At 38.5% G+C, this 13962-nt stretch carries 11 protein-coding genes and 1 tRNA gene; 7 read left to right on the top strand and 5 right to left on the bottom strand.

What is annotated here, in order from left to right; translation table 11 throughout:
- Positions 1-56 precede the first annotated feature (56 nt).
- Positions 57-2045, top strand: coding sequence for a ribonuclease J (locus tag P9211_RS08655; RefSeq protein ID WP_012196329.1), 1989 nt, complete (start codon positions 57-59; stop codon positions 2043-2045).
- Here P9211_RS08655 and tilS read toward each other — a convergent pair.
- On the bottom strand, positions 2042-3061 hold the full coding sequence (tilS, locus tag P9211_RS08650) for a tRNA lysidine(34) synthetase TilS (RefSeq protein ID WP_012196328.1): 1020 nt from the start codon (positions 3059-3061) through the stop codon (positions 2042-2044). The genes P9211_RS08655 and tilS overlap by 4 nt on opposite strands.
- An 84-nt stretch (positions 3062-3145) precedes the next feature.
- Between tilS and P9211_RS08645 the strand changes: the two genes are divergently transcribed.
- Entirely contained in the window at positions 3146-3925 is a 780-nt protein-coding gene (locus tag P9211_RS08645; protein ID WP_012196327.1) for a DUF561 domain-containing protein, read from the top strand.
- An 84-nt stretch (positions 3926-4009) separates the two neighbouring features.
- The gene (uvrB, locus tag P9211_RS08640) at positions 4010-6049 is read left to right on the top strand and encodes an excinuclease ABC subunit UvrB (RefSeq protein WP_012196326.1); all 2040 of its coding nucleotides are present in this window, start codon (positions 4010-4012) and stop codon (positions 6047-6049) included.
- A gap of 2 nt (positions 6050-6051) precedes the next feature.
- On the opposite strand, the gene P9211_RS08635 is transcribed toward uvrB, so the two are convergent.
- Positions 6052-7818, bottom strand: a complete 1767-nt coding sequence (locus P9211_RS08635; RefSeq protein ID WP_012196325.1) for an aspartate kinase — start codon at positions 7816-7818, stop codon at positions 6052-6054.
- Positions 7819-7866: 48 nt separating this feature from the next.
- Positions 7867-8874, bottom strand: a complete 1008-nt coding sequence (holA, locus tag P9211_RS08630; RefSeq protein ID WP_012196324.1) for a DNA polymerase III subunit delta — start codon at positions 8872-8874, stop codon at positions 7867-7869.
- A gap of 51 nt (positions 8875-8925) precedes the next feature.
- On the opposite strand from holA, the gene P9211_RS08625 reads away from it, so the two are divergent.
- Positions 8926-9567, top strand: coding sequence for a precorrin-8X methylmutase (locus tag P9211_RS08625; protein ID WP_041391265.1), 642 nt, complete (start codon positions 8926-8928; stop codon positions 9565-9567).
- 40 nt (positions 9568-9607) lie between these two features.
- Here the strand turns inward: P9211_RS08625 and mutS are convergent, their stop codons facing one another.
- On the bottom strand, positions 9608-12334 hold the full coding sequence (mutS, locus tag P9211_RS08620; protein ID WP_012196322.1) for a DNA mismatch repair protein MutS: 2727 nt from the start codon (positions 12332-12334) through the stop codon (positions 9608-9610).
- Between the two features lie 158 nt (positions 12335-12492).
- Here mutS and psbZ point away from each other — a divergent pair, with 158 nt between their 5' ends.
- From psbZ to P9211_RS08605, 3 genes are all read left to right on the top strand, one after another.
- Entirely contained in the window at positions 12493-12690 is a 198-nt protein-coding gene (psbZ, locus tag P9211_RS08615) for a photosystem II reaction center protein PsbZ (RefSeq protein ID WP_012196321.1), read from the top strand.
- A gap of 55 nt (positions 12691-12745) precedes the next feature.
- Entirely contained in the window at positions 12746-13222 is a 477-nt protein-coding gene (ribH, locus tag P9211_RS08610) for a 6,7-dimethyl-8-ribityllumazine synthase (RefSeq protein ID WP_012196320.1), read from the top strand.
- Positions 13223-13307: 85 nt separating this feature from the next.
- Positions 13308-13379 (top strand) — tRNA-Gly (locus P9211_RS08605).
- A gap of 12 nt (positions 13380-13391) precedes the next feature.
- Here the strand turns inward: P9211_RS08605 and P9211_RS08600 are convergent.
- Positions 13392-13847 (bottom strand): GNAT family N-acetyltransferase, encoded by a 456-nt coding sequence (locus tag P9211_RS08600; protein ID WP_041391263.1) that lies wholly within the window; start codon positions 13845-13847, stop codon positions 13392-13394.
- Positions 13848-13962: the final 115 nt, after the last annotated feature.

Raw genomic sequence — 13962 nt, 5'->3', positions numbered from 1 at the left:
TTATCAAGTGATTTGTCACACCGCAAAACGAGTTTGTTCTTCACATACTTTTTCTTATGGCTACTAGCTTTTCGAGGTCTTCAAATTCCATTAATAATGTTTCCAGGGATTCCAAGACTAAACAACCATCTTTAAAAGTTATCCCTCTTGGAGGACTGCATGAGATAGGAAAAAACACTTGTGTTTTTGAATATGGAGATGACTTGATGCTTGTTGATGCTGGCCTTGCATTCCCTAGTGATGGAATGCATGGGGTCAATGTGGTGATGCCAGATACTAGTTATTTGAGAGAAAATCAGCATCGTATGCGAGGCATGATTGTTACTCATGGTCATGAAGACCATATTGGTGGAATTTCGCATCATTTGAAGCATTTCAATATTCCTGTGATTTATGGTCCTCGATTAGCGATGTCCATGCTTCAAGGAAAAATGGAAGAAGCTGGTGTTACTGATAGAACCACTATTCACACTGTTGGCCCTAGAGATGTTGTGAAAGTAGGTCAGTATTTTTCTGTTGAGTTTATTCGTAATACTCATTCGATGGCAGATAGTTTCTCTTTAGCCATCAAAACACCAGTTGGAACAATAATTTTTACAGGTGATTTTAAGTTTGACCACACACCTGTAGATGGAGAGCATTTTGACCTCGCTCGTCTTGCGCATCATGGAGATGAAGGAGTTTTATGTCTATTTAGTGATTCTACAAATGCTGAAGTTCCTGGTTGGTGTCCCTCAGAGCGAACAGTTTTTCCTGCACTTGAGCGTCACCTTGCTGAGGCTCAAGGTCGAGTAATTATTACAACTTTTGCAAGTTCCATTCATCGTGTTGCGATGATTTTGGAACTCGCTTTAAAGCATGGTCGCAAAGTTGGTTTGCTTGGTCGATCGATGTTGAATGTTATAGCAAAAGCAAGGGAAATTGGATATATGAAGGCACCAGATGATCTATTTGTTCCAATAAAACAAATTCGAGATATGCCTGATAGGGAAACCCTTCTCTTAATGACGGGAAGTCAAGGGGAACCATTAGCCGCCTTAAGCCGTATTTCTCGGGGAGATCACCAGCATGTGCAGGTAAAAACAACCGATACAATCATTTTTTCAGCTAGTCCAATCCCTGGGAACACAATTTCGGTAGTAAATACTATTGATCGTTTAATGAAGCTTGGTGCAAAGGTTATTTATGGGAAAGGTGAAGGAATTCATGTTTCAGGACATGGTTTTCAAGAAGATCAGAAATTGATGCTTGCTTTAACAAAACCAAAATATTTTGTTCCAGTTCATGGTGAGCACCGAATGCTCGTGTGTCACAGCAAGAGTGCTCAGACTATGGGTGTTCCAGAGAATAATATTTTGATTCTTGAAAATGGAGATGTTGTTGAATTAACTCCTAACTCCATCAATAGAGGACAACCTGTAAAAGCTGGGATTGAGCTTTTAGATGCATCTAGGAACGGTATTGTTGATGCTCGCGTTTTAAAAGAAAGACAGCAATTAGCTGAAGATGGAGTAATTACTTTGCTCGTTGCTGTAAGTACTGATGGTGCAATGGTTGCTCCTCCAAGAGTTAATTTGCGTGGAGTAATTACTAGTGCAGAACCTAAGAAAATGTCTTTCTGGACTGAGAAAGAGATTACTTGGGTTTTAGATAATCGTTGGAAACAGCTCTCTAGGCAAGTTAGCGCCAATTCTGTCGAAGTAGATTGGATTGGTTTTCAAAGAGAGGTTGAGGCTGGTTTGGCTAGAAGAATGCGAAGAGAATTACAAGTAGAACCTTTGATCCTTTGTTTAGTTCAACCTGCTCCCTCAGGAACTCCAGTTTATAAAGGTAGAATTGATGATGAAGTTGCACCAAAAGGCAATATAAAAAATAGGGAGTTATCTTCAGGTGCGAATGATAAAAACGTGTATAAATCTATGCCACGTTCAGTAGAATCTACAAAAACTCCATCACCTTCTACTTCATTGGAGAATGCTGAAAAAGAACTTATCGAAGATGCCCCTTCAGGAAGGACAAGAAGACGCCGGTCAGCTGTAAGTTAATTGTGACGATTAAAGAGTTGTATTGACTCTCTATTCCATGTGATTATCCACCCATTTGCAAGTTGTCTATTACCTGGGGCCATTCTTGCTGAAGTGCTGTGGCTGATATCTTCAAGCTGAGAGGCTTTTAACGCAGGCACCCCAGATTGCTTTAGCCATTTAGCAAAAACTGTTCTTCTTGTATTCCTTGGAAGGCTAATGACTTTTTGTCGAGATAAACCTTCAGAATCTTTTATTGCTTCTATGGCCAGTATGGTCAATGCTTCCTGATCATCTTTTAAAGAGCCTAATCTTTCAGCAAGAGATGCAATCCTACGAGTACTTCCAGGATGAAGCGTTTCTAGCACTGGGATAACTTCTTCCCTAATACGATTACGACTAATTCTCATATTTGAGTTAGAAGGGTCAAGCCAGACAGGTAAATCCATCTCTTTACATATTTGAGCAGTATCTTCTCTGCTGAAGATTAATAATGGCCTGACTAATTTTATTTGACCTGATAGGGTTCTTGAGCTTTTAAGACTACCTAGACCGCTTAAATGAGTGCCTCTTGACAGATTAAGGAGGAGAGTTTCAGCTCTATCAGTACTTGTATGGCCAGTTAAGACATAATGGCATGGTGATGATTGGTTTTGTTGAGACAATAATTGCGCATGAGCAGTTAGACATTCGTAACGCCAATTTCTAGCTGCTTGTTCACTATGTATTTTTTCTTTTGTTGCTCGTTCGCTAACAAAGCGGAGTTCTTGGTTATTACACCATTCTTTTAAGCCTGTTGCAATTTGAGTTGATTGTTTATGCCAGCCATGATCACCATGCCAAATGAATATTTTCCATTCATAAAGTCGTCGAAGATCAACAATGAGTTTGAGTAGAGCCATTGAATCTTGTCCACCAGAAATTGATAGAAGCAGAGAAGACCCTTTAGGCAATAAATCGTGGTTGCGTATTAGCCCTTTGTGAAGTCGAGCATGCCATCGACTCCATGGAACTTCAGGTTTAGTTGGTCGAGACATATCGTTTGTGTAAATCAATAGATTTAATTTTGATAGTTCTTTATCACGAAGAATGTCACAATCAGATTATCTGGTATTTATTTGATGTCGCGCTTTCTCAATTTGCCTCTTGCTCTTCAAAGAAGTTTCGAGCAGCACTCAGTACTCAAGATCATTAGTGGTTTAGCAAACTTCGATCAGAGTTCTATAGAAAGTATTGCTCGGTCTGCATTTATAGGTGGGGCGGATCTGATTGATATAGCTTGTGACTCACATTTAGTGGGGGCTGCTATTAAAGCGTCCTCAATTCCTGTTTGCGTAAGCGCAGTAGATCCTGAGCTTTTCCCATCAGCAGTAGAAGCAGGTGCCGTCATGGTTGAGATAGGTAATTTTGACTCTTTTTATGCAAAAGGTCGTTGTTTTGCTGCTAAAGAGGTTCTTTCTATAACCATTAAGACTAGAAAGTTGTTGCCAAATATCTTTCTTTCAGCAACTGTCCCACATCATTTACCTTTAGACCAACAAACTCAATTGGCAATGCAGTTAGTTGATGCAGGAGCTGATTTAATTCAGACAGAGGGTGGAACGAGTGCTATACCTCAAAGCCCAGGGATCACTGGTTTAATTGAGAAAGCTACTCCTACTTTGGCATCAGTGCATAGCATTTCTAAAGGTTTTTCTATGGCTGGATGTCAAAGCCACATTTTGTGTGCGTCTGGATTGACTCCTGTTACCGTTCCTATGGCTATATCCATAGGTGCATCAGGCGTAGGGGTTGGATCTGCAGTGAATGGACTAGCGAGTGATTTAGAAAGGATTGCAATGATCAGAAGTTTAAGAGAAGGGATTGATTCATCGCTGAAAGTTAATTCATGTAATTTTTAATTGATATCTTCCTAGAGAATGAATTGAAAAGAGCACGTAATTTATACCAGGCTTTTTTATTAGCTCGCATTGTCTTCTTATCTGATGCACAAATATCATCTTAATTCTCCATATTTACCTAAGGGAGATCAGCCAAAAGCAATATCTGAATTGGTGTATGGTGTCAATCAAGGTAAGCAATATCAGACACTTTTAGGAGCTACAGGCACAGGGAAAACATTTACTATTGCCAATGTAATTGAACAAACTGGTCGCCCTACACTTGTATTAGCTCATAATAAAACATTGGCAGCACAATTATGTAATGAACTCAGGGAATTTTTTCCTAAAAATGCTGTTGAGTACTTTATTTCTTACTATGATTACTATCAACCTGAAGCATATGTTCCTGTAAGTGATACTTATATAGCTAAAACATCTTCAGTTAATGAAGAGATCGATATGTTGCGCCATTCAGCAACTAGGTCATTATTTGAACGCAGAGATGTAATTGTTGTGGCTTCTATTAGCTGTATTTATGGCTTAGGAATACCAAGTGAATATTTGAAGGCTTCTGTTAAATTTCAATTAGGTAATGATATAAATGTAAGAGAATCGTTGAGAGAGTTAGTGAGCAATCAATATGTTCGTAATGATGTAGATATTTCTAGAGGTAACTTTCGAATAAAAGGTGACGTCCTTGAAATAGGGCCAGCGTATGAAGACAGACTGGTTAGAATTGAACTTTTTGGAGATGAGGTAGAAGCAATTAGGTATGTTGATCCTATTACAGGTGAAATATTGGAGAACCTTAATTCAATAAATATATATCCTGCCAAGCATTTTGTTACTCCTAAGGATAGACTTCTAATAGCAATACAATCTATACAAAAAGAATTAAAAGACCAATTAGATTTTTTTAATCAAGAAGGAAAACTATTAGAGGCTCAACGTTTAGAACAGAGGACAAAATATGATATTGAAATGTTGAAAGAAGTTGGATATTGTAATGGAGTTGAAAATTATGCACGACATTTATCAGGAAGAGATCAAGGGACACCTCCTGAATGTTTAATTGATTATTTTCCAGAAGATTGGCTATTAGTAGTTGATGAAAGTCATGTAACTTGTTCGCAATTGCAAGCTATGTATAACGGCGATCAATCTCGAAAGAAGGTTTTAATAGATCATGGGTTCAGATTACCCAGTGCTGCGGATAATAGACCTTTGAAATCTGATGAGTTTTGGAGTAAGGCAAAACAAACGGTCTTTATAAGTGCGACACCTGGGGACTGGGAGTGTGAGGTAAGTACTGATGGAATTGTTGAACAGGTAATTAGGCCAACGGGGGTTTTAGACCCCGTGGTTGAGGTTCGTCCAACGGCAGGGCAGATTGATGACTTATTAGATGAGATAAGAAAAAGAGTTATCAAAAAAGAAAGAGTATTGATTACTACTTTGACTAAGCGTATGGCAGAAGATTTAAGTGATTATCTCTCTGAGAATAGGGTCAAAGTTCGATACCTTCACTCTGAAATTCATTCTATAGAGAGGATTGAAATTATTCAGGACCTTAGAGTGGGAGAATATGATGTTTTGGTTGGTGTGAATTTGTTAAGGGAAGGCTTAGATTTACCAGAAGTTTCCCTTGTAGTGATTCTTGATGCAGATAAAGAAGGTTTCCTTAGAGCAAAAAGATCCTTAATACAGACCATCGGAAGAGCGGCAAGGCATGTTGATGGCTTTGCTTTGCTTTATGCAGATAACTTGACAGAGTCTATGTCCACAGCAATTCAAGAAACTGAGAGACGTCGGGCAATTCAACAGGCGTATAATCAAAAGCATGGAATTATTCCTAAACCAGCAGGTAAAAAGCCTTCTAATTCAATTCTTTCGTTTTTAGAATTGTCGAGAAAATTACAAAATGAGGGTGATAATGCTGACTTGGTTAGTATTACTAGTAAAGCTGTAGATAGTTTAAATCAAAGTGAAGATTTAGGAATTGCTTTTGTCGAATTACCTGAAATTATTGATAAATTAGAAGGTAAAATGAATCTAGCAGCTGAAGAGCTTGATTTTGAACAGGCGGCCAAATTAAGGGATAGGATCAGACAATTAAGGAAAAAATTATCTAAACCAGAGTAAGATTATTTATCGCTTTCATTTAATTGAAAGAATTCATGTACTGCTTGGAGAGCTTTGGTTCCATAGCTCTCAGAAACTATACAAGTAGTTCGAATTTCACTAGTTGCGATCATTTCTATATTAATTTCTGCATTGGCTAGGGCCCTAAACATTCGAGCTGCAGTTCCAATAGTTGCTGGCATCCCTGCACCAACTGAACTGATACGAGCAATTGCTTTTCCATCTTGTAAATACGCCTCATGCCAAGTTTTCAATAGTGGCAAAAGAACTTTATTGAGCTTCTCACGATCTTCTTTGTGAAGGGTGAAACTAATATTGCGACCACCTTTTTTATGTTTTCTTTCTGATTGCACAATTGTATCTAAGCTAATACCAGACTCTGTTAACGCTCTACAAAGAGTTGCAGCAGTTCCAGGAATATCAGGAACATTTATTACACTCATTTGAGCTTGATTTGTATCTAAAGCAACTCCTCTCACTTCTGGCTCTTCTAAATTACAAATTTCGGGATTAATGTGAATGTGATCTTTTTTAATTTCAAATGCTTCGCTAACAGCTCTAAGTGCTTTGCATCCCATTCCAGAATCAATAACACAGCTTAACTTCACTTCGCTAGTAGCAATAAGCCTTAAATTAATTCCCGCTTTGGAGATTGTCTCGAATAACTTTGCTGCTATGCCTGGCCTTCCCATAATTCCGGCACCTCGAATACTTAATTTGCTCATTTCACTTTGAGTAGATAGTTCACCTCCAAACTTATTAATGAATTGCTTGCATAGGGCTTTTGCTAGAGATAATTCTTCTTCAGCGACAGTAAAGGTGATGTCATTACTATTGCCTTCATGAGTTGATTGGATTATCAGATCTACATTTACCCCCCCCTTGGAAAGAGTTTCAAATAAATCTGCCGCAATTCCAGGTTTATCAGGAATGTGAGCAAGCCCTAGAACAGCTTGGTTCTCAACTAATTCAACCCCTGTCACAGGACGACCTAGCTCTAACCCTTCTTTGCCTATTTCTCTATTCCCTTGACTTGTTATGGTTGTTCCTGGTGTTTCATCCCAGCTTGAACGTACAACAAGTTTGATGCCATAGTTTCGCGCTATTTCTACTGCTCTTGGGTGCAAGACAGCTGCTCCAAGACTTGCTAACTCAAGCATTTCATCACAACTGATGCTATTCATTAATTGCGCATTTGGAACTTTGCGAGGATCAGTAGTTAGAACTCCTGGAACATCTGTATAGATTTCGCATGCATCTGCATGCAGTGCTGCTGCCAGTGCCACGGCAGAGGTGTCTGATCCTCCTCTCCCTAAAGTGGTTATTTCTGCTGTTCCTCCGCTACCTAAGCTTGTACCTTGAAACCCTGCTACAACTACGACTTGCCCCTGGCTTAGTAGATTTTCAATTCGTGCAGTTTTGATCTCAAGAATTCTTGCTCGACCATGGGATGATTCAGTCACAATGCCAACTTGTGCTCCTGTCATTGATGTTGCTGGGATGCCTATTTCATTGAGGGCTATTGATAGTAGAGCAATAGATACTTGTTCTCCTGTGGCAAGAAGCATATCCATTTCTCTTTTGGGAGCCTTGTGACTAATTTCTTGTGCGAGTTGGGTTAGCTCATCGGTGGCTTTGCCCATTGCAGAGACAACTATTACAAGTTCAAAACCTTGGTCTTTGCAAAGTGCAATTCTTTGAGCGACTGATTGAATTCGCTCCACACTTCCTACAGAGGTGCCCCCAAATTTTTGCACCAGAAGAACCATTTACTTATTTCGCATAATTTTGATTATTTCAGTGATTAGGTAGCTAAATCAGCCTTTTGTTAGCAGACCGTCTCGAAATGCATTTTTTGGGAAACTTCCTTTTTTCAATAATACTTCTACTCCTAATATTTTTCTTAGTAGATCAATGAAAAAAATAGTTGACTTGCCTTGGATTTGTTTTCTAATCACATAGATTCTTTTTGGATTCGAAATCCCTGCTTGCTTTGCTATAAATCCAACATCTTTTTGGCCATGTTGTTCTAGCAAGCTAACCCATAGCCAACCGCGTATTTGCCCTGTCAATGTGGCAATAATTCTTAGCGCTGGCTCGCCATTATCTATAAGGGCATCTAATTTTGCTATTGCTTCTCCCCATTGACTTTTCAATAGACAATTTCCAATTTCGAGAGAGTTTGTAGATATTCCCTGAATTAAGTCATGGACTGTTTCTCTACTAATTTGAAGGATGTCATGTGCATGAGCATTTTTATTTTTTGTGCTTTCTAAGAGAGTTAGTTTCTTTAGTTCTGAAATCAGTCTTGTACTGTCATTTCCGATTGATTCAATAAGAAGAAGAATAGCTTCTTCTTCCAGTTCTAAATTGAGCTCTTTAGCTGTTTTCTGAACTAGCGCCTTTAAACCTGCTCCATCCCATACAGCAGGCAATAAGAATTTTTTCTCACTGGCTTGGTTAGATTTGATTAATTCTTGAAGTAGCTTTGTAGTTTTTAATCTTTTATCTGGCTTGTTTGTATTATTTAAAATGAGATGGGTTGTCAGAGGAATTTGCTTGAGGCTTATTTCAAGCTTAGAAGCTAACTCGGCTGAACATCCGTTGCAAAATGGGCTGCGTTTGACCAATATTACTCGCCCACCACTTCCAAAAGGAGGAGTCTGAATTTCTTCTAATGCTTGATTTGCTTGTGAAAGATCTTTTCCATCAAGTCGACTTAGGTTGACGCTTATCCAAGCAGGATCAATGATTTCTTTAATTAGATTTTCAATTACACGTTCACTAGAACCATAATCATCACCCCAGATCAAATGTATTGGCATTTAAAGCTGAGCAATTTTTCTAAATAGATGATGCCTTAAATGATCCATTGTATGAGTAAAAAATTGACAACCATTGATCATCCAATTTTTGTGGAAAGTATTCGTTACGTTAAAGCTCAGCTTGGTGATACAGGATTAGAGAATTTAGAACAAGAAGTTCTTGCAAGATTAATTCATACTAGTGGAGATTTTGGAATTCAACCTTTATTGAGGTTTTCACCTAATGCTTGCAAAGAAGGTCTTGCAGCTTTGAAAGATGGTGCTCCAATTCTTACTGACACTGCTATGGCAGCTGCAGCCATTGCGCCAATGGCATCGAAAACAATACAGCCATCAATACATTGTCTTTTGGATTGGGCCCCGTCTATTGATGGATACGGCTTGACAAGGTCAGCTTTTGGGATTGAGGCGGCATGGCAGCAATTTTCCCAACAATCATTGACTAGTAGTCGGCCGCCTATTGTTGTTATTGGTAGTGCCCCTACTGCTTTAACATCTCTTTTAAAAGTAATTGTTAAGACAGGATTTTTACCTAGTTTGATTGTTGGTATGCCAGTTGGATTTATAAGTGTCATTGAGAGTAAATTGCTTTTATCTAAAAGTCAGATCCCTCAAATTAGACTTGAAGGTAATAGGGGAGGAGCTGCTCTTGCATCCGCAGCAGTAAATGCTCTTTTAAGAGCTTCTATATAATAAGTATCTTATAGTAATCATATTTCTTCACAATAATCTATTAATTATTATTTTCCAATCTTTCCAGAACTTTATTTGCAGTGTCAATTACTTTCTTTGGAACTCCTGCTAACCTTGCTGCTTCTATCCCATAGCTTCTATTTGCACCTCCATCTACAACTTTATGAAGAAAGTGAAGATCATTGCCATTTTGCTTTACAAGAACTTGAGAGTTTGAAATATTTGTGAAAGTTTTTGCAAGAGAATTTAACTCATGATAATGCGTTGCAAAGATGGTTCTACTTTTAATTTCTTTAGCAAGAAATTCACTTACAGACCATGCAATAGATAAACCGTCAAAAGTTGCAGTACCTCTACCAATCTCGTCTAGTAAGACTAAAGAATTGTTTGTGGCTTGATTAAGTATATAAGCTGTTTCTGCCATTTCTACCATGAAGGTAGATTGACCTGCAGCAAGATCATCAACAGCTCCTACTCGTGTAAATATTCTATCTGAAATACTTATTAAACCTTTAGTAGCAGGAATCCAACTCCCAACTTGTGAGAGTAATTGTATTAATCCAATTTGCCGAAGATAACAACTTTTACCACTAGCATTTGGTCCAGTCAAAATAATTAAATCTGTCTTATCACCAATTTCAATATTGTTAGGTTGAAATTCTCTTTCTACCAACATCTGTTCAACTACTGGATGTCTACAAGCCTCAATACAAATTTTGTTTGCACCACTTTTTGAATCTAGTATTTTAGGAGCACAATAATTATTGGATGCGGCTAATTCTGCTAGTCCAGCAAGTGCATCTAGACCTGCTATTGATTTGGCTGCTTTACGTATAGCGTGGGCATGATCTCCTACTATTTGCCTCAGGTCTGAGAATAATTCATACTCTCTTTGACCTGACCTCGCTTTTAATTGAAAGATTTTTCCTTCTCTTGTTTTTAAATCTGGAGTTATAAATCTTTCTTCATTAGCTAATGTTTGTCTTCGTATCCAATGGGATGGAACATCATTAGCCTTTGATTTGCTAACTGCAAGAAAATAACCAAATGTTCGATGATATTGAAGCCGAAGATTGTTATTCCCACTAGCTTTTCTCTCTTGTTCTTCTTGGCTATTTAGCCATTCATTTTGATCATCGAGCATATTTCTGAGGCCATCTAATATAGGATCTATTCCGTCATGAATTAGACCGCCTTCACTAAGATTTAAAGGTGGATTATTAATTAGAGTATTTCTAATAGTATTGGCTAGTTTTAGTAGATCTTTGTCTACATTCTGGAGCGGGATTAGCCAAGAAGGCGATTTTTTAGGAAGACTTTGTAAATTTGCTGCTAAAAGAGGCAGTCTTTCCAGACCATCTGCTATAGCTACTAAGTCTCTAGCTCCTGCATGGCCCGCGCCAGCTCTTCCAGACAATCTTTCCAGGTCTGCCATCGATCTAAGCAATTTTCTTAAAACTTGCCTAAGCGAACTTTCTTTAACTAAAAAACTTACAATTTCTTGCCTAGCATTAATTCTTTTCAGGTCTATTAGAGGGCTTTCCAGCCAACGGCGAAGGCATCTACCTCCCATAGCTGTAAGAGTTCTGTCAATTGCCCAAAGGAGTGAACCTTGAAATCGCCCATCTTTTTGAGTACTAAGTATTTCTAGATTACGTCTGGTTTGAGCATCAACGATTAACGCCTCATTTGAAACACTTAGTTGAGGTACTTCAAGAGGAATATCAGATCTGGTTCTTTCTACTGAATTGATAGGGTTGGTTTCATGTAAATAGGCTAATAAACCTCCTGCTGCTCTAATTGCTAATTCCCATTCATGGAATCCAAGTCCATTTATAGTGTTTAATTTGTAATGGTTCTTTAGGGAAGATTTAGCTTCATGAAGTGTAAAAGGAGTCTTTGCAGTTTGAGTGAGTTCTATATTCTTTGGACACCATTTTTTTACTAGAGATCTATCATCTATTTGTTGGCAAATAACTTCGGAAGCCTCTATCTTTGCAATTTCCTGTTCTAAAGCATCTAGGTCAATTCCTTCTTTGACAAAGAATTCTCCAGTACTGATATCAGCATAAGCTAAGCCCCATTGGTATGAATTTTTATCAGGTTTAGCTTCTATTAGAACAGCAGCCAACCAATTATTTTTTTTAGCCTGCAGCATTCCTTCTTCGATAACGGTTCCAGGAGTAAGTACCCTTGTCACCCCTCTTTTGAGCAGTTTCCCTTCTTTGTTTTGAGTGCTTTCTAATTGGTCACACAAAGCTACAGAGAGACCTTTTTGGATAAGCATTGAGCAATATCTCTCTGCAGAATGATGAGGTATGCCTGCCATCGGTATTCTTCCAATTTCTTTTCCAGCTGCTTTTCCAGTGAGAGTGAGTTCTAAAAGTTGTGATAAAAGAATTGCATCTTCAAAAAAACATTCAAAAAAATCACCAAGTCTATATAGCAATATTCTTTCTGGATTTTCTTTTTTAAGCTCTACATAATGACGAAGAACTGGAGTGAGTTGCGTAATTTCTACGTCACTGTGATGGGAAACATTTGTCAGATCACTCCCTTGAGGATTTTCATCGCCAATTGGATGATCTAAAGGTTCTATGTCTGTTGAACTTTTTGAAGGCCTGGGCCTTGCTTGAGCGTTTTTTATTAATTCTGCATCTGAAAAATCATCGTCTTTAGTTGAGTCAGGTGAGATTTTTCTGTTAGTCGGGCTTTCTGCTAGGTCACCAAACAGGCTGCCTTGTAGTGAAATGCTCTCGGCAGTCATACCAGTTTTCTGCCAATGAATTGTTGGCATAGTAAAGGCGATTTTTCATTTTGGATGTGAAGCCTCGCGACAACCTTGTAATCTTTGTCTGAAACTAGCTTGTCTCATGTGACAATTAGTGGATGAAGTGAGCATTTGCTCCATACGCTCAATTCCCTATGCAGATCATTAGTTCAGTTGCTATTAACGCACTTCTCTTTGCTTCTTTAATGTTGGTTGTTGGTGTGCCGGTTCTCTATATGACCCAATCTGACCCAGCAGATCGTCGTAACGGAGAAATTAAAAAAATAGAGATTATTGCGGGAGTATGGTTTCACCTCGTTCTCGTAAATGGTTTGCTTTCTGCCTTTGTTTGAATCTGACCCCCCTTGCGTGCGAAGGTAGGAGTTATTGGCATTTTGCAGATAAGCAATGGTTTCAATTGAAGGGCGCTTTAATGATGCGTCTAATTTCCGCATAGCAATCGTCGTCGCACGATTCAACGATCTAATTACTAATAAGCTTTTAAGTGGATGCATTGATTGCCTTCAAAGGCATGGTGTAGATACTTCTGAATCAAGTCCTCAATTAGATATTATTTGGGTGCCTGGTTCAATGGAACTTCCACTAATTTGCCAGTCTTTGGCCTCTAAAGGCAAATACCAAGTATTAATTACTCTTGGAGCAGTTATTCGTGGGGATACTCCACATTTTGAAGTTGTTATAAACGAATCAAGCAAGGGAATTGCTTCAGTTGCTCGAGAAAATGGAATTCCAATTATTTATGGTGTTTTGACCACTGATACGATGCAACAAGCTTTAGAAAGAGCTGGCATCAAAAGCAATCTTGGCTGGAACTATGCATTGCAAGCCCTTGAGATGGCTTCATTAATGAAAGCATTGCGTTGATAAACCGTTATTAATTGGAGTATTAAATTGACCATTCACCCTTTTTTAAGGCATGCTGCTTTGATTAAGGTAGAAAAACTTTAATGCGGATGTAGCTCAGTGGTAGAGCATCTCCTTGCCAAGGAGAGGGTCGAGAGTTCGAATCTCTTCATCCGCTTTTATAAATTTTTTAAGGGTTTTTGATCAATAAACTTTGCATTGAAGATTCATGGAAACCAACCTGTTCATAGAACTCTTTGCTATTGGTTGTCATTAAATAAACTCGTTCTGCTTTCTTGATTGAAGGGCTAGATAGCAGAGCTTCTACAACTTTTCTACCTAGTCCTTGCCCTTGTAGATCTCCAGCTACCACAATGTCCCAAAGGACAGCTCTATATATGCCATCACTTGTCGCTCTACCAAAACCAACGATTCTTTTATCTCGCCAGATTGTAATTACAACACTACTTTTTCTCAATAATTTACGGAGACTTTTATATGATCTATTCCTTGCCCAGAAAGCATGTTTGTCTAGCAGCCTTTGGAGTTTAAGAAGCCCTCTGCTGGGTAAAAGGTTGGGCCCTAAACCAAGTAATCGCAGCCCAGGGGCTCCAGGAGCATGTCTGATCAGCTTTAAGCTTGTCATGCACATAAAGTATAGGATTGCCTTGCAAAAGGGCTGGTAAAGCAAAGCTAATTGAAGAGAAGTTTTATAGCGCTTAATATTTTTTTGACTAAGTTTTAGTCTGGGTAGTTAGGCT

Source organism: Prochlorococcus marinus str. MIT 9211 (assembly GCF_000018585.1).
GTDB lineage: Bacteria > Cyanobacteriota > Cyanobacteriia > PCC-6307 > Cyanobiaceae > Prochlorococcus_D > Prochlorococcus_D marinus_B.
Note: the sequence above shows the minus strand (reverse complement) of the source record. Positions and strands in the feature narration are given on the sequence as shown.

Bases quoted from the DNA above. Each gene is read 5' to 3' on its own strand.
- P9211_RS08655 (WP_012196329.1), top strand. From the start codon at position 57: ATGGCTACTAGCTTTTCGAGGTCTTCAAATTCCATTAATAATGTTTCC.
- tilS (WP_012196328.1), bottom strand. From the start codon at position 3,061: ATGTCTCGACCAACTAAACCTGAAGTTCCATGGAGTCGATGGCATGCT.
- P9211_RS08645 (WP_012196327.1), top strand. From the start codon at position 3,146: ATGTCGCGCTTTCTCAATTTGCCTCTTGCTCTTCAAAGAAGTTTCGAG.
- uvrB (WP_012196326.1), top strand. From the start codon at position 4,010: ATGCACAAATATCATCTTAATTCTCCATATTTACCTAAGGGAGATCAG.
- P9211_RS08635 (WP_012196325.1), bottom strand. From the start codon at position 7,818: ATGGTTCTTCTGGTGCAAAAATTTGGGGGCACCTCTGTAGGAAGTGTG.
- holA (WP_012196324.1), bottom strand. From the start codon at position 8,874: ATGCCAATACATTTGATCTGGGGTGATGATTATGGTTCTAGTGAACGT.
- P9211_RS08625 (WP_041391265.1), top strand. From the start codon at position 8,926: ATGAGTAAAAAATTGACAACCATTGATCATCCAATTTTTGTGGAAAGT.
- mutS (WP_012196322.1), bottom strand. From the start codon at position 12,334: ATGACTGCCGAGAGCATTTCACTACAAGGCAGCCTGTTTGGTGACCTA.
- psbZ (WP_012196321.1), top strand. From the start codon at position 12,493: ATGCAGATCATTAGTTCAGTTGCTATTAACGCACTTCTCTTTGCTTCT.
- ribH (WP_012196320.1), top strand. From the start codon at position 12,746: ATGGTTTCAATTGAAGGGCGCTTTAATGATGCGTCTAATTTCCGCATA.
- P9211_RS08600 (WP_041391263.1), bottom strand. From the start codon at position 13,847: ATGACAAGCTTAAAGCTGATCAGACATGCTCCTGGAGCCCCTGGGCTG.